The following is a 16,162-nucleotide window of genomic DNA, read 5'->3' as shown; positions in this document are numbered from 1 at the left end:
ACTTAAAACTAACACATTAGTTAGTTGGCATGAAATGTGTGGCAATGCAGCCGTTGCCGATCCTTGAACAACTAATTTATCTGTCTGCAAATGAATAACATCGATCTTAAAATAGCTTTCCGCACCTTTTTAAAAGGTAAATGGTATAGCCTGCTCAATATCACCGGATTGGCACTGGGACTGGCGGCATTCATTTTTGTGGCGCTTTATGTAGATAATGAAAAGAGCTACGACCGCTGGAACAAGAACGTAGACAGGATATTCCTGGTCGGTCGAGAATTATCAAATGGACCGTCGCCCTATACCCCCGGTGGATTAGCTGAAGCCATTAAAAGCCAATGCCCCGAGGTGGAGGAAGTTGGCCGTACCAATACCGCCTTGTTCCAGTTACCCTTCTTTACCGGTAATGGCAAATTCCTGATCCGGAACTGGGTAGGTGCCGACTATTCCATCGCCAAAATATTAGGCATAAAACCTAAGGGAGCGACATTGGATCCCAAGGCAGCCCAGCCAACCGTGCTGCTGTCTAAGGCTACAGCGCAGGCCCTTTTCCCGGGGAAAAGCGAGATCCATAACCAAACGGTGAGTATGTCGTCCAAAACGTCCGGCATGCTGTTGCCGGTCGCGGGGGTCGCTGCCGATGCGCCGGGCAATACCAATTTTCAGTTCGATTGTATCGGCTTCTCGCCCGACCTTACCTTAGGCAAAGACCAAAGTTATGCTAATCAGATCTACCGTACCTATTTGCTGGTCAAGCCAAATGCCGACATTGCCCAACTATTCAAAAAGATAGACAAGATCTACAAAGAAGCTGTACTGGCCGATAGCAGCATGGCCGCCAAACAGGTTTTGAACCGCTCAGACGCGCCCGCTATCTATCTGGACCGACTGGACGATCTGCACCTGCGGCCGCATGATGGATCACACGTGGCCAATCAGATCGTGCAAGGGTTGACCGCCTTGGCCATCATTATTTTGGTGGTGACGGCCGTGAACTTTACTATCCTTTACATAGCGCAAGCCAACAAACGCGCTAAAGAGGTAGGCATTAAAAAGGTGAACGGCATTGGTAAGCGACAGATCGCGACCCAATTTTTGTTAGAGATATTTATCCAATGCGTGATCGCCTTGCTGATCGCTTTTGTGGTGGTGCTTATCGGCTTGCCATATTTCAATCAATTACTGCGGGTCAACCTGTTGATATCGGGCATAAACCTGAGCATCGTGGCGCAATTATTGGCTTCGCTCGTTATCCTTACTTTATTGGCGGGCATCTACCCGGCTATGGTGATGGCTGGCTTTAAACCTGCGCTTGTATTGCGGGGAGATCAGTTCACTAATGCCGGCAAATTTGCCTGGGTAAAGGGCTCAGCTACCATGCTGCAATTTACCTTCGCGGTCATTTTTATCATCATGGTGGTGGTCATTAACCAACAGGTGACTTACATGAAGACCGAGGACCCCGGCTTTAGCGCAAAACAGGTGATCTATGTAGATAACCAAATGATATTTAACGATGCGCAAAAGTTCGATGCCCTGCGTAACCGTATCAAAGCGATAGATGGTGTAAAGCATGTGAGCGTGGCATCTAATGTGCCGGGCGGCATCATGCCCGCCACGCACGAGTTTACCGTTCGGGATAAAGCCTTTGCCATGCATACCATCGGGGTGGATCGGGAGTATTTCGCGACGCTCAATATCGCCGTTAAAGAAGGGCGCTTGTTTGCTACCAACCCTGTGGTAGATACGGCCGGGGCGGTTATTAACGAGGCCGCAGCTCGCGCGATGGGCATAAAGCAGGTGATCGGGGCGAGCATCAACGGTGCAGGGGGTAATTACAAGGTGATCGGTGTGGTGAAAGATGTTCGCTCTGAGGGTTTTGAAAGGGCGACCCAACCGACCCTCTACCTCACATATGATAAACGCGGCATCAACCGTACGCAGATCATCATCAGCGCCGAACAAAAAGCTATCCCGGGCATGCTTAAAACTTTAGACAAACAATGGCGCGACATTAATAAACTCGACGGCGATAATTTCAACTACCACTTTTTAGATGAACTGTACGGTCAGCATTTTATCAAACAAGAGCAATTACAGGCCGTGCTGATCTGGTTCTCGGGATTGGCGGTATTCATCGCATCCTTAGGATTCTTTGCCTCGGCGGCGCATGCTATCCGCGTTAGGATGAAAGAGATCGCCATCCGCAAAGTATTCGGCGCAGGGGCCGATCAGTTGCTGGTGACCTTAAGCAAGCCGTTCTTTTATACCGTGCTATTGGCTAATTTGGTGGCCTGGCCGGTGGCGTATCTCATTGCGCAAAAATGGTTGGAGACCTTTGCTTACCGGGTGAGTTTATCGGCGATGCCTTTTGTGGTGGCTTTTGTAGTTTCGGTAAGTATTGTGGTGCTTACTGTCTGTTTGCAGATCGTTAGGGCGGTAAGGTTTAACCCTGCGATGAAGTTGAAGGTGTAAACACAAGTCATGTTGAATTTATTTCAGCACCCCACATGCAAAGTATGGCCACATGGCTTGACCTACATGATGGGTTCCCGAAGCAAGTTCGGGATGACGGTCTCCGCTAACGTTGCCGTCAGGTTTGAAACATAAGGAAAGCCCCTTACCTTCAAAGCTCTATATTTGGAGATATTGATACCTTCTCTGCATATGAAAGCTCTTTTTCTCACTTTGATATCCTGTATTGCTTTAACCGCTAATGCTCAAAAATTACCATCAGTACAAAAGGTGAACCTGCGCGCGCCATCGAATATTAAGATCGATGGCAAGCCTGCCGAATGGGGCGCCATGCAAGCTTACAACAATGCTACAGAGGTATCTTACACTATCGCTAACGATGACAAGAACCTTTACCTGACCATCCAGGCAAAGGAGCGCAGGATCATCAACAAGATCATGAACGGAGGTGTGCAGTTAGCCATTAACCCGACGGGGAAAAAAATAACGCCGGATATGGTCAGGATCACCTACCCGACATTTGAAAAGGGCCAGCGCCCAACTTTAAACTTAAGTGCGCAGGTAACCGATGGATTAAGTCCCGATGCGCAACGAAAATTGGCCGACTCCTTAACCAATATCAATAACGGTAAAATGGTAAAAAGTGCCAAGTATATTAAAGTGCATGGCGTTAGCGGGATGGATACACTGGTCTCTATCTACAATGATGAAGGCGTTAAAGCGGCCGCGCTGATAGATGACAAAATGGTTTACACTTACGAAATGGCTGTCGCTTTAAAACACCTGGGTATGGATGCCAATAAGGGTACAAAGTTTTTTTACAATGTGAAACTGAACCCAATGGAATTTGCTGATATACCGGGCATAAACGTAGCTAAGGCTGCTGATGGTACCATCTTGAGCATCAATATCAACTCTAACATTGCCAAACCATACAGTGCGGCAACGGTCGCTACAGACTTTTGGGGGGAGTATCAGTTAAAGGGCAAGAGCAATTAAATGCTGCCGGAAGTTTGAGCCTCCCAACGCTGATAAGGCAAAAGTTAACCAACGCACGTTGCAGCACCTAAACTTGCGCCAGGCCATCGGTATTGATAGTTAAATTTTCGCACTTATTTGTTAAGATCTTATAATTGTAGGTCTTTTAAGGATAGTAATACCTACATGCTCGCGTGTAAGTCCTTATATTCGCTATAACTTATACCTTTTTAAACCAAAATGAAGACCTTATTATTATCCATATTTTGCTGTACAGTATTGCATGTTTCTGCACAGAAATTACCGACGGTGCAAAAAGCTAACATTCACGCGCCTGCTCAGGTTAAAACAGATGGTAAGGCGACGGAATGGGGGCCTCTCCGCGCTTACAATAAAGCCACCAACATATTTTATACCGTCGCTAACGACCAACAACGACTATACCTTACCGTGCAGGCATCCGACCGAAAGATCATTACCAAGATCGTGAACGGGGGACTGGCGTTCTCTGTCAATAAAAGTTCTAAAAAGTTAGATGCGGATGCGATGACCATCTGTTACCCTATGTTTGACAAAAAGAACCGGCCTCAACTTGATCTTGATGGCGAGACATCAACGGCTGCAAACCCCCAAGAATTGTCGCGAAAAGTAGACTCGATAGCCGCGCTGAACAATGACCGTATGGTAGCTAAGATGAAATGGATAAAAGTAAATGGGATATCGGGCTTAGATACGGTGTCTATTTATAACGAGGATGGTATTAAAGCGGTATCACTGATAGATAGTAAAATGGTTTATACTTACGAGTTGGCTATCGATCTGAAAAATTTGGGGCTAAGCCCGGTAAAAGGTCAAAAGTTCTACTACAATATCAAACTGAACGGGATCCCGCAGAACGAGACACCCGGAATGTCTGTCGCTACAGGCCCGGATGGCGAGACAACTGCCTTTGTAGTAACCAACCCACGATTAGCTCTGGGCTACACCGAATCGTGGACACCGACCGATCTGTGGGGCGAGTATCAGTTGGTAGGGAAATAATGATAAAATATGCTGCTAACGCAGCGGCGCGTCCTTAAGATCGCGCCGACAGAAGATAAAAACTTGTTATACCTTAGTGTCTATATTCGTACCCGAATTAAATTGAAGCCATACTATGAAAATTATAAAGGTTCTCATCGTCTTAGTGATATTAGCTGTTATCGGCATTACATTTTGGACCTATCGGTCATTGAACGGACCACAAGCACACAATAAGAGCGACCAGTTCATAACGATCCCGCCCGGATCTTCGCCCAACCAGGTGATCGCGAAGCTTACGTCAGAAGGTGTCCTGTCATCGGAAATTCCGCTGAAGGTTTATTTGAAAGTTAACGGTGGCGCGACAGAGATACAAGCCGGCGAGTACCAATTCAAGTCGCCGATCACACCGCTTGAAGTATTGGCAGAACTAAAAAATGGCAAACTACGCACAGTGAGATTAACCGTCCCCGAAGGTTTTACCCGCTTTGATATCGCTAAAAGGATCGCGAAGCAATTTCCGCAAGACCAAACAGGAAGCGAAGATGCGGTACTTGAATTGATGAAGGATGTATCCGTCATCAAAGACATAGCCCCGCAGGCCAAGAACCTTGAAGGCTATATGTACCCGAACACGTATGATCTTTCGCGCTCTGTTACAACCCCGGCCATCATCGAGAAAATGGTGGTGGAGTTTAAGAAACATTGGAAACCGGAGTTCGCAGATCAGGCGGCTAAATTAAACCTGACCCCGCATCAGGTGATCACCATAGCATCCCTTATCGAAACAGAATCGCGGTTTGACGATGAGCGGTCCATCGTAGCCTCTGTGATCTATAACCGCCTTAAAAAGGGGATGCCACTGGGGATAGACCAGACCGCCGTTTACATAGCCAAGATGGAAGGCCGCTGGGACGGGGTGATCAACAGAAGCGACCTGGAGTCGAACTCGCCTTATAATACCCGCAAGGTTGTCGGTTTACCTCCCGGACCAATATCGTCAGTGTCTGAAAGTTCCATCAAAGCCGCTCTTTATCCGGCCACCACTAATTATATCTATTACGTTCTGAATGTAGATAAGAACGATAAGTCGCACAAGTTTTATGCGACCGAAGCGGAATTTGAGCGTGGGAAAGCGGCTTATCAGGCTTGGTTGGCGAAGCAGCGTAGGTGATCAAACGATCGGGGCCAAGTCATACTAAATTTATTTCAGTACCCCACGTGCAAATTCACCTCGTGACAAAGACCTCCGTAATGAGGTCCTGAAACAAGTTCAGGATGACCTTAGTTTATTCGGGACAAGGCACAAGTTAACCCTAAACCCTACGCGCATATCTGCCCTTAAACTCGCGCCGGGATAAGGTAGTGTAAAAGTCCCGGCCGCAGCCAAAACAGGGTTTACAACATTTACTATGATTTTTATATAACTACTTGATAATTAATATTTTATGAATGTTTGAAAATGTTAACCTTTGTCAACTTTCTCGACGAAGCAATGACCCAATGACAGCCGAAGGCAAATGACCCAATGACGCGCAGCAGCCTACTCTGCCACCCAAACCGCATCAACAAACCACCCCTTACTATCAAAAAAGTTAGCCACCGGCTTAAAGCCTGATCTTAAAGCGAACTCTTTCGTTTGGTCCAGACTATATTTTTGAGATATCTCCATCCAAATGTATTCGTCGCGTTTAAAGTGGATCTCTTCGCCATCGGGGAAGGTCACCACCTGTTCTTTTAAACTCACCAGGTAGCTTTTGCATGACCCGGTCTCTGGGTCATACATAGCATAGTGGTGGAAGGTATCGACATTAAAATTAGCACCTAACTCGCGGTTGATCCGGCGGAGCAGATTCAGGTTAAATTCCTTGGTGATGCCTTCGCTATCGTTATAAGCGGCCAGGATGGTCTCCGGGTTTTTCTTCAGGTCGAAGCCGATCAGCACCATATCTCCCGGGTTTAAGTTGCGGCGTAACTCCTCACAAAAGTCTTCGGCATCAGCCACCGGCATATTACCGATGTTAGCACCCATAAAAAGTACCACCTTACGGTTGGTTGATATGTCGGCCGCTTTTTTCAGCATCTCAAAATATTCGCCTTGCAGGCCTTTGATCTTTAGGCCGGGTACGGATAGCGGCAGTGTTGCGTTCAAGGTAGATATCACATGACTTGAGATATCTATCGGCAGGTAGGTAAAATCTGCTTCTTGTTTGATCAGATCGCGCAGCAGGTGAGTAGATTTGGTGGCATCGCCGGCACCGAGTTCGATCAGGTCGAATGGTTGGCCGCCTTGCATGATCACTTCTGAAAGCTCTGCCGTTTGCTGACGGAATATCTCCATTTCGCAATCGGTGAGATAATACTCCTCACAATTCATGATCTGCTGAAAAAGCTTATCACCCTCAGCATCGTAAAAATATTTGGCATCCAAATGCTTCGGCTCCGACTGCAGACCGTTGATCACATCAATATAAAATTGAGCGTTAAAGTTCTCAGGGAAGATGGCCCTTAGTTTTAATAATGCTTCCATAGTGTTCTTCATAGGTTTATTTAGCCAACCGGATGCCGTTGAACAGCCACCGCAAATTGGGATGGAAAAAATTACGATAGGTGACCCGCCCGTGCCCCGGCGGCGTAGCTACTGATGCGCCCCGCAACACTTTTTGGTTCACCATAAATTTGCCATTGTATTCGCCAATAGCTCCCGGTGCCTTGCTGAAACCCGGGTAAGGCAGGTAGGCGCTCTCGGTCCACTCCCAGGCGTGGCCCCAGTTAAGTTGCGGCGCGGCTACCTCCCACTCAAACTCGGTAGGCAAGCGCATACCCCGCCACGATGCATAGGCGTAAGCCTCGTAATAACTGATATGGCCTACCGGCTCATCAAGGTTCAGTTTTTCTAACCCACGGAAGGTGTAGGTATGCCACTCCCCATCAATGTTGTGCCAATACATGGGGCACTCCACTTTGTTATCATTTACCCAGCCCCAGCCTTCCATATGCCAATAGCGGAAATCGTGATAGCCGTTAGCATTGATAAATTCCAGATATTCGCCGTTGGTAACCAGGTCGGGACTTATTTCAAAATCATTTAGGTACACCTTGTGCCGGTTCAATTCGTTATCGAAACAGAAATCATCGCCCTGATAACCGACCTCGTAAACACCTTCGCTGATGCGGATAAAGTCTCTGCCGGTCTTCTCCAATTTAGGCATGTGGTAGGCTTTGTTGTAAGCCGGGAACAGCGGATTATTGCCCAGGATGTATTTGATATCGTAATAGAGTAACTCTTGATGTTGCTGCTCATGATTAAAACCAAGGATCAGCAGTTCTTTTACCTCGATAGATGGTTCGGCGCAAAGAAAGTCGTCCATAGCCTTATCTACATAACCGCGGTAACTGTAAATATCGATGACGGACGGTCGGCTCAAATTCCCTCTATCTGTTCGTATGACGCGAGTGCCGACGGTCTCGTAATAGCTATTGAAAACGAAATTGTAATTAGGGTTGAATTCCTGATAGCCCATAAAATAAGGCTTCAGGATAAAGGTCTCAAAAAACCAGGTGGTATGGCCCAAATGCCATTTAGGCGGACTCACATCGGCCACGGGCTGCACCACGTAATCCTCAGTTTGCAGGTGCGAGCAGATATCCTCGGTATGTTTACGAATTTGGTGATAACGAGCTATCAGTTCCGATGAAGCCATTTTGTAGGGCGATGCATATTTATCTCCCGCCCTCTTAAAAAAAGCGCAAGATATTTGGTTAATTAATATGCTCTGCGCCGACCGGAATAGATCGTACCTAAAGCATTTTCATTTGGTTTTTGCTGCCGCCTAAGCGGACTTTGGTTGCCGGTCTGAATTACTTCTTGTCCAGATATTTCTTCAGATCGGATATTGTTTTAACACCTAATTGATCCGACTGTTTTTGTCGCATCATCAATGCGTATGAATTATTAAACCCTATCGGTTTTAGCCAGGCGATGTTATACTTTTTTACGAACTCGGTTCGCACAAAGTTGTAGGTCTTATTTTTATCTACAGTTAGACTATCAACAATTTTACTGTCAGGTTGCAAAAGCACCAGCAGACCGGTGCCGGTGTATTCGGGATACAGATCTATCTGATCATTGGTCAGCGCGTCGAAACATATCTTGGTGCCGCCCAAACCTGTTTTTGTGGATACTGAGTGGTTGGTGTAACCCTGTATCAGCATGCTGTACATCTGCGCCAAAATATACTGCTCGCCAAAAATCTTTGAACCGATGCGGACAACGCCGTCCGTCCCATTGCACGATGGTTTAAATAATCGTTGCTCCACTAAAAAATCCTTTGCCACGCGTTCCGGGCTTTGGTGCAGATAGTCGGTGCGATAATTCAACTCTGTCATGATAGAATCGTTGATGTGGCCGGCTAATAGATCCAAGGTCTTTTCCAGATCCGGGAACTTTTTTAACGACGACTGCCGAACGATGGGCGCAGCATAGTAAGGCGGGAAGATGCCCTTGTCATCCTGAAGCACCATCAGGCCAAAAGCTTTCAGACGACCATCAGTAGAGTAACCACTGATCACATCCAGTTCTTTTTCGAAAGCGGCTTTATACATCACCGCATCGCTGATCACAATGGTGCGGATCTTTAAGCCATACTTTTGTTTCAGGCCAAGGTCACCGTCCTGCCTTCCCATAAACTCGGGCGTAAAGCCGGCTAATAGCTTACTGCCGTAGGCAGATGGAATGAAGTAGAGCGACGCTAAAATTAGCAGTAGCACGGGTATAGTGGCAGTAGCAGGTTTTAGCTTCTTAAGCCTGATGTTCTGTAGTCGTGACAATAAAAAGTCGAAGATAATAGCCAGTAAGGCCGCAGGTATGGCCCCGGCGAGGATCATGTTGGTATTATTGAGCGATATCCCTCCAAAGATGAACTCTCCCAAGCCACCGGCGGCAATAAAGGAAGCGAGCGTGGCTACGCCTACGTTGATTACCGTAGCGGTACGTATCCCTGCAAGGATAACGGGCATGGCCAAGGGCAATTCTACTTTGAATAGGATCTGCTTTTTGCTCATTCCCATAGCGGTGGCAGCCTCGGTAACAAAAGCGTCGACACCTAAAATGCCGGTGTAAGTATTACGGATGATAGGTAATAGCGCGTAGATGAATAGGGCCACTATAGCAGGCTTAGCACCAATGCCTAATAACGGTATCATAAAACCAAGCAAGGCGATGCTTGGAATGGTCTGCATAACTCCGGCGATGCCCAACACCGCGCCCGAATATCGCTTTTTACGTGCGATAAATATCCCCAACGGCAAACCGACCAACACCGCTATGATGAGCGAGATGAAAGTCAACCCGATATGCTGCAACGTTTGGGTCAGCAGTTTATCCGACTCCTGGTACATAAAGGCCCATAAATTTTGCTGATCCTTCATGCCTTTATTTTGGTTTGGTATTGGTTGAACGCATTCATCAATTGACTCAGATCCGCAACTCCGTCTTTATCGGCACTTTCCATAGCCGACCAAAGACTCTGATCTTTATTGACCGTATCTGTTTTGGGAAGATGCTCGCGAATATCATTAAGAGTGACCGAACGAAATTCCAGTTGCAATCTGTCGCTTTGCAAGAACGTGCTCACAAATTGATCGGCGGGTTGGAACAACAACTCTTTCGGCGTACCGATCTGTACCACGCGACCCTTATCCATCAGGCAGATGCGATCGCCCAATTCAAAGGCCTCCTGCACATCATGAGTGACCATGATGATGGTCTTTCGGGTCAGTTCATCTAATTGAAGGAATTCTTTGCGGATACCGGCACGGGTCACGTTATCAAGCGCACCAAAGGGTTCATCCATCAGCAATGTAGGCGGATCGGCCATTAAGGCGCGGGCAAGCCCCACACGTTGCTGCTGCCCTCCGCTTAACTGCGCAGGATATACTTTTAGTAATGACGCATCCAGATGTAGTTTGCCGATCAGTTGTTGCGTGCGTTCTTTTATTCGGGCGTGATCCCAACCCAATAGCTGGGGCACAACAGCAATATTTTCTTCGATGGTGTAGTGAGGGAACAGTCCAGTGTTTTGCAGCACATAGCCGATGCCAAGTCGCAAGGATTCGGGCTGCTGATCCATGATGTTCTGATCATTGATAAAGACGGATCCCGATGTCGGCTCTATCAGGCGGTTGATCATTTTAAGCGTGGTGGTCTTGCCACAGCCACTGGTGCCCAGTAGCACCAGATTCTCCCCTTCGGCTACCTCGAATGAAACCTCATCAACAGCTCTTATTTCTCCAAAATATTTACTCAGGTTCTCGACTTTGATCATTAGTCCTCTATCGACATAAAAAGATTATTCAACGATTCGGAATACGTGGGGTGTGCAAATACGCAGTATCGGATACGATCGTAAGTGATCCCGCCTTCCATCGCCATTTGCAATACACTCATGATCTCGCCGCCTTGCTCGCCTATGATGGCCGCGCCCAATATCTGCTTGCTGTCGGCATCCACCACCGCTTTCATCATACCACGGGTCTCACTAACCTCTGCGGCACGTGCCACGCGTTCCATGCTCAAGGTAGCTATTTTATAGTTCAGTTTCTGGTTTTTGGCTTCCTGCTCGGTAATGCCCACCCGGCCCAACTGCGGATCGGTGAACATGCAGTAAGGCACAGGTCGATCCGCGGTGTTGTAGTTAGTACCTTCGATCAGGTTACGATAGACGATGGTATAGTCGTTGTAGGCAATATGCGTGAATTGCGGGCCGCCCTTTACATCACCCAGCGCGTAGATGCCTTTAACGTTGGTTTCCAGGTAGCCATCAACCTTAATAAAACCTTTGTCGTCTAACTCTACCCCGGCGTTGTGCAAGTTAAGCGCTTTAGTTTGCGGTACACGCCCGGCAGCGACCAACACGTGCGAGCAGGTAAGCTGGTGGTCTTTGCCATCTTCCATCCTGATCGCGGCCACAATCTTACCGTCAGCATTCTTCTTAAATTTCTGAACGTGTGCGCTATTGTGTATGGTTATCTTTTCTTCGGTCAGGATATTGGTCAGGCACTCCGAAATATCTTTGTCTTCTTTTTTTAGCAATCTTTCTGACTTTTCCAGTATCGTCACCTTGCTACCAAAACGTTTGAACATCTGGCCAAATTCTAACCCGATATAATTACCGCCAATGATCAGCAAATGCTCTGGGATCTCGGTCAACTCCAGGATGCTGGTGTTGGTCAGGTATTCGATATCTTCCAACCCATCTATCTCGGGGATCAATGCTACTGTTCCCGTATCTATGAATATCCACCCGGCTGATATCTCGGCTGTGCCCCCATTATTTAAGATAACCGACAAGGTCTTCTCGCTGATGAAGGATGCCTCGCCGAAAAGGACATCTAAACCCTTTGTGCTTTCTAAAACTTGCAGGCTACCATCGCGCGCATTCTTAACGATGCCATCCTTACGCTTGATGATAGCCGGCAGATCAATTTTAAAACCATCGATGTGTACGCCCATATCGTCCTCACGCCCGGCCAGGTATGCTAACCTTGCCGACGCGATCATGGCTTTGGTAGGTGTGCAGCCATCGTTAACGCAAGTACCGCCGATGTACCGTTTCTCAATAAGCGCGGTCTTTTTCCCTGCCTTGGCCAGCTTTTTTGCCAGCGGGACACCCGCCTGCCCGGCGCCGATCACAATAGCATCATAATATGTATTTTCCATAAGGATATTTTAAGGTCTGATGTAGAAAATAGGTAACCGTTGGTTGCGGTATATGTTTAACATCGTTGTCGATAATGCCAAAGCGAACAATAGCCATAAACTTTTTTTATTTGCAAATGAGCAACTTACACAAACAGGTAAAAACTTTTTTTAAATTTTTTTCAAAATAATTTGGAAAATATCATCTGTTGCTTACCTTTGCAGTCCCAAAACAAGAGATAATCCCTCAAAATTTTGGCCCAACAGATGGTCCATTCGTCTAGGGGTTAGGACGCCAGATTTTCATTCTGGTAACAGGGGTTCGATTCCCCTATGGACTACGGAAAAAGCCGGTTTCTTACAAGGAACCGGCTTTTTTATTGCTTGGGTATTGAGAGGGGTAAAATTCCAATGATCACGAATGACGCGGAATGAAGCTGAAATAAGGTAAAGTTTAAGATCAGCGACCTTCATTAAAACAGCCCGACCGAACAACCGAACAATTAAAAAGGACATTTTTACCCAGCCGGATGATTTGAGAAAATTCAATTTACCCATCAGCAAAAAGGGTAAAAAACCATCATCAAAGGGATGCTTGTTTTTTGTTTTTCTTCCATCGCAGATCTCTTTGGAGCCCTATCTCAAGAGCGGGCATAATATCTTTTGGTCACGCTTAAATTAGTATTGCTCATCAAACCTTTTTGCTCTGATCAACTGTAACTCTTGCAAAACAAACAACCCTTCTCGCTCTGTTTAAATGACAAATATCTGCCCAAATGTCAACAACTTTACGTACCCTGCTTATCGGATCGGTCTTGGTAAGCACAAATGTTTTTGCTCAAGAGAAGATCACGCTTGAACAAGCCATAGACAGTGCCGTCACGCGCAATATACAGGTGCGGCAAGCCCGGTTTGATGAAGCGATATCGTACGAGAACGTTAAATTGGCCAAAGGCTCGACCTTGCCAACGCTCAACGGCAGCTTGGCTACCTACAGACTGTTCGGCAGGACCGTTGATCCAACGACGAGTCAGTTCACAGGAGCGGCATCCACCATAGCTCAAGGCAATCTTTTTGCGGATGTGACCCTTTTCCAGGGCTTCGCTAAGATGAACGATATCAAGCAAAGTAAATATTTGTTAGAAGCCAACAAGAACCAGGTAGCAAAGATCAAAAATGATCTGACATTATTGGTACTGTATACCTACCTAAGGGTGCTGAGTAACCGTGACCTGCTCGCCGCTGCCAAACAACAATTGATATTTGCTAAAGAAGAAGTAGAGCGCCAGCAAAAGTTCTTTAAAGTTGGGCAGAAAACCTTGGCAGATCTTTCGCAGGCCAAGTCGCAGGTGGCCAATGCGGAGTCTAATCAAACCAATGCGCAGAACGAGATGGAACGCGCCTACCTGACGTTGGCCCACGCTATGGAGCGAGATCGCAACAAGCCATTCTTGGTGGTCGACCCGGCAAAGGATCAGGTAGAAAAGCTTAATCTTGCCTACACCGCACCTGATGTTTACCAGGCAGCCCTGCAAAACTACCCTGACATTTTATTAGCTACCAATAACAGGTTAGCAGCCGAAAAAGCGGTGGATGCCGCCAAAGGCAGGCAATACCCCATCTTATCTCTTGCTGGTGGGTTAACGTCAAGCTACTCCAGCAGCGCCACTACATTATTAGCTACGCAGATCACGGGTACAGTACCCATCGGTGTGGTAGCTAATACTGACGCGACCGTGCTTGCGCCTATATATGGTAACCGCCCTATACCTTTCGGCGACCAGTTACGAAACAACTTTACGCAGGTAGCGGGATTGTCGTTAAGTATTCCCATCGCCAATGGCTTCCGATCTAATATCAATATCCGTAAAGCCAAGTTGGCGCATCAAAATGCCTTGGCTACCGAAGAGTTGACCAAAAGCAATATCGACAAGACCGTAGCCGAGGCCGTTTGGGATGTTCATGCTACACAAAAGCGTTACCAGGCAGCATTGGTCACCTTTAAGTCTGCACAGGATGCTTTTAAAGTGATGCGTGACCGTTATACGGTTGGATTGGTGAATAGTCTGGACATTAACATCGCGGCTACAGAGCGTAACAGCGCCGAGTTCGCCTTGATACAGACCAAATATGAGCTTATCCTTAAAAGCAAAGTGATCGATTACTACTTAGGCAACAAGATCAAGTTCGATTAAGGCATCCCGCCAAAATATAAAAAAAGCCATCTGTCTCCAATACGGATGGCTTTTTATTTAGCGCTAAAGGCACTTTTGAACAACCTCAGGCACTAACTAATGATGTTTGGCTCGCAAAACTGATTTCCTGATCGCCCTTTCATTGGGCCAATCAGTGCCATTGGCACAACACTGTCTTACAGATCAATACTAAAATGCCGGTCACCCTCATTGCCTATGATCACTACTTTCCCTCTTTTTGGTAGTAAAGCTGAACGCCCATATTAAGACGGTATTAGAACCTGAAGTGCGCAGAATGGACGGATCGCTGTATACCAAAGGCGCAGGTACTAACGAGATAAATTTACACCCGGTTTCCTGCTTTTTACGCCTATTGGTTGTTTGAGCACTCTTTTATGACGTGGCTTTGAAATAGCCGATCGGCACGTTTGGCACAGTTTCGGTTAATAGTTCAATAACGATAACGAAATTTATTTTCAGAAAGGTTAATCAAAACAGGGGCTGCTGAAAACCTGGAACAGAGTAAGCGACATTTAAATACTACTATTATGAAAACGCAAGAATTGAATGCAAAAGAATTAACAGCAATTAACGGCGGTGGATTATTTGACGATTCATCAAGCAACAGCGGTATCGCAGGTTCATTAGGTATCGGTAATTTATTATCATTTAGCCAGGCATCACAAGATGGCGACGAGTATCAAGCTTCATCATTATCATTAGGTAATGGTATCGGCTTAGATCTGGGCAGTGTCTTTAACAGCATCACCAAGTAATTGGTAGCCTAAAATAATTAAGCGGGCGTTATAGCCCGCTTTTAAAAAACTTACAGGGGCTGCCGAAAACCTGAAACAGAGTAAGCAAAACATCTAACAATATCTATTATGAAAACGCAAGAATTGAAAAACGCAGAATTGAAAGAAGTGAATGGTGGTGGATTATTTGATGATTCAGCAAGCAACAGTGGTGTAGCCGGGTCTTTAGGCATTGGTAACCTATTGTCATTTAGCCAGGCATCACAAGATGGCGACGAAGCACAAGCCTCAAATTTCTCAGCCGGTAATGGTATCGGTTTGGATCTGGGCAGTGTGTTCAGCAAAATTACCAAATAATAACCTCTATAACCGGAAGCGGGTGTAAAAAGCCCGCTTTTACAAAACCAACAGGGGATCGCCGAAAACCTGTAACAGAGTAGGCGCAATACATCTAAATAATATAGTTATGAAAACGCAAGAATTGAATAGCCAAGAGTTAAAAGCAATTAACGGTGGTGGATTATTTGATGATTCGTCAAGCAACAGTGGTTTAATGGGCTCATTAGGTATCGGTAATTTATTATCGTTCAGCCAGGCCAGTCAGGATGGTGATGAAAAACAAGCTTCTTCATTATCGTTAGGTAACGGCATCGGGTTAGACCTGGGCAGCATGTTCAGCCAGCTGACACAGTAATTATAACATTTATGCATGGAAGGCCCCGCAAGGGGCTTTCCTTATTTCTACTATTATGAAAGCACAGGAATTAAATAAAGCCGAACTACAGTTGGTTAACGGTGGTTCGGATGGCGCGGCAAGTTCCAGCACTGGTATCGCGTTAGGCACAGGCAGCTTATTGTCGCTTAGCTATAGCTATAACGATGGTCAGGGCCGTAGCTATGAGTCTAAATTAGAGGTACTGAAAGACGTTCGCATTGGTGCAGGCACCAACGCAAATAGCCAACAAGGGTGATCATATCCCCTGTTTTTTATAGATCAAGATCGGGTTGGCGTAAGTCAGCCCGTTTTTGTGCAAACACTT

The 16,162-nt window shown here is 46.4% G+C and carries 14 protein-coding genes and 1 tRNA gene; 10 read left to right on the top strand and 5 right to left on the bottom strand.

The features are described 5' to 3' along the window. Window positions 1-90: 90 nt before the first annotated feature. The 4 genes from IRJ16_RS05985 to mltG all read left to right on the top strand — a co-directional run bounded on the left by IRJ16_RS05985 (window position 91) and on the right by mltG (window position 5,647). Window positions 91-2,475, top strand: coding sequence for an ABC transporter permease (locus tag IRJ16_RS05985; RefSeq protein WP_194110615.1), 2,385 nt, complete (start codon window positions 91-93; stop codon window positions 2,473-2,475). Between the two features lie 192 nt (window positions 2,476-2,667). Then, a complete protein-coding gene (locus IRJ16_RS05980) occupies window positions 2,668-3,474 on the top strand; it encodes a hypothetical protein (RefSeq protein ID WP_194110614.1) in 807 nt (268 codons plus the stop codon). A gap of 219 nt (window positions 3,475-3,693) precedes the next feature. Then, window positions 3,694-4,494: a hypothetical protein gene (locus IRJ16_RS05975; RefSeq protein ID WP_194110613.1), complete on the top strand. Its 801-nt coding sequence runs from the start codon at window positions 3,694-3,696 to the stop codon at window positions 4,492-4,494. A gap of 115 nt (window positions 4,495-4,609) precedes the next feature. Beyond that, complete coding sequence (mltG, locus tag IRJ16_RS05970) at window positions 4,610-5,647, top strand: endolytic transglycosylase MltG (protein WP_194110612.1); 1,038 nt, start codon at window positions 4,610-4,612, stop codon at window positions 5,645-5,647. A 369-nt stretch (window positions 5,648-6,016) separates the two neighbouring features. Here mltG and IRJ16_RS05965 read toward each other — a convergent pair whose 3' ends face one another. The 5 genes from IRJ16_RS05965 to IRJ16_RS05945 all read right to left on the bottom strand — a co-directional run bounded on the left by IRJ16_RS05965 (window position 6,017) and on the right by IRJ16_RS05945 (window position 12,193). Further along, window positions 6,017-7,003 carry an L-histidine N(alpha)-methyltransferase gene (locus IRJ16_RS05965; RefSeq protein WP_194110611.1) on the bottom strand — a complete coding sequence of 329 codons (987 nt, stop codon included), beginning with the start codon at window positions 7,001-7,003 and terminating at the stop codon, window positions 6,017-6,019. A gap of 16 nt (window positions 7,004-7,019) precedes the next feature. Then, window positions 7,020-8,177 carry an ergothioneine biosynthesis protein EgtB gene (gene egtB / locus IRJ16_RS05960; protein WP_194110610.1) on the bottom strand — a complete coding sequence of 386 codons (1,158 nt, stop codon included), beginning with the start codon at window positions 8,175-8,177 and terminating at the stop codon, window positions 7,020-7,022. Between the two features lie 157 nt (window positions 8,178-8,334). Continuing rightward, complete coding sequence (locus IRJ16_RS05955) at window positions 8,335-9,903, bottom strand: ABC transporter permease/substrate-binding protein (RefSeq protein ID WP_194110609.1); 1,569 nt, start codon at window positions 9,901-9,903, stop codon at window positions 8,335-8,337. Then, window positions 9,900-10,799: an ABC transporter ATP-binding protein gene (locus tag IRJ16_RS05950; protein WP_194110608.1), complete on the bottom strand. Its 900-nt coding sequence runs from the start codon at window positions 10,797-10,799 to the stop codon at window positions 9,900-9,902. The genes IRJ16_RS05955 and IRJ16_RS05950 overlap by 4 nt, the downstream gene beginning before the upstream one ends. Beyond that, complete coding sequence (locus tag IRJ16_RS05945) at window positions 10,799-12,193, bottom strand: mercuric reductase (RefSeq protein WP_194110607.1); 1,395 nt, start codon at window positions 12,191-12,193, stop codon at window positions 10,799-10,801. Before IRJ16_RS05945 ends, IRJ16_RS05950 begins: the two co-directional genes overlap by 1 nt. 248 nt (window positions 12,194-12,441) lie before the next feature. Between IRJ16_RS05945 and IRJ16_RS05940 the strand changes: the two genes are divergently transcribed. From IRJ16_RS05940 to IRJ16_RS05915, 6 genes are all read left to right on the top strand, one after another. Further along, window positions 12,442-12,513, top strand: a tRNA-Glu gene (locus IRJ16_RS05940). Between the two features lie 435 nt (window positions 12,514-12,948). After that, window positions 12,949-14,367: a TolC family protein gene (locus IRJ16_RS05935; RefSeq protein WP_194110606.1), complete on the top strand. Its 1,419-nt coding sequence runs from the start codon at window positions 12,949-12,951 to the stop codon at window positions 14,365-14,367. Between the two features lie 548 nt (window positions 14,368-14,915). Then, window positions 14,916-15,143 (top strand): hypothetical protein, encoded by a 228-nt coding sequence (locus IRJ16_RS05930; RefSeq protein ID WP_194110605.1) that lies wholly within the window; start codon window positions 14,916-14,918, stop codon window positions 15,141-15,143. 108 nt (window positions 15,144-15,251) lie between these two features. Beyond that, on the top strand, window positions 15,252-15,479 hold the full coding sequence (locus tag IRJ16_RS05925) for a hypothetical protein (protein ID WP_194110604.1): 228 nt from the start codon (window positions 15,252-15,254) through the stop codon (window positions 15,477-15,479). A 109-nt stretch (window positions 15,480-15,588) separates the two neighbouring features. Then, entirely contained in the window at window positions 15,589-15,816 is a 228-nt protein-coding gene (locus IRJ16_RS05920) for a hypothetical protein (protein WP_194110603.1), read from the top strand. 55 nt (window positions 15,817-15,871) lie between these two features. Next, window positions 15,872-16,093: a hypothetical protein gene (locus tag IRJ16_RS05915; protein ID WP_194110602.1), complete on the top strand. Its 222-nt coding sequence runs from the start codon at window positions 15,872-15,874 to the stop codon at window positions 16,091-16,093. The last annotated feature ends 69 nt before the right edge of the window (window positions 16,094-16,162 follow it).

It is taken from the genome of Mucilaginibacter myungsuensis, assembly GCF_015222005.1.
In the GTDB taxonomy this organism is placed as follows: domain Bacteria; phylum Bacteroidota; class Bacteroidia; order Sphingobacteriales; family Sphingobacteriaceae; genus Mucilaginibacter; species Mucilaginibacter myungsuensis.
The sequence above is the reverse complement of the archived record's forward strand: the minus strand, read 5'-3'. Positions and strand labels throughout refer to the sequence as shown.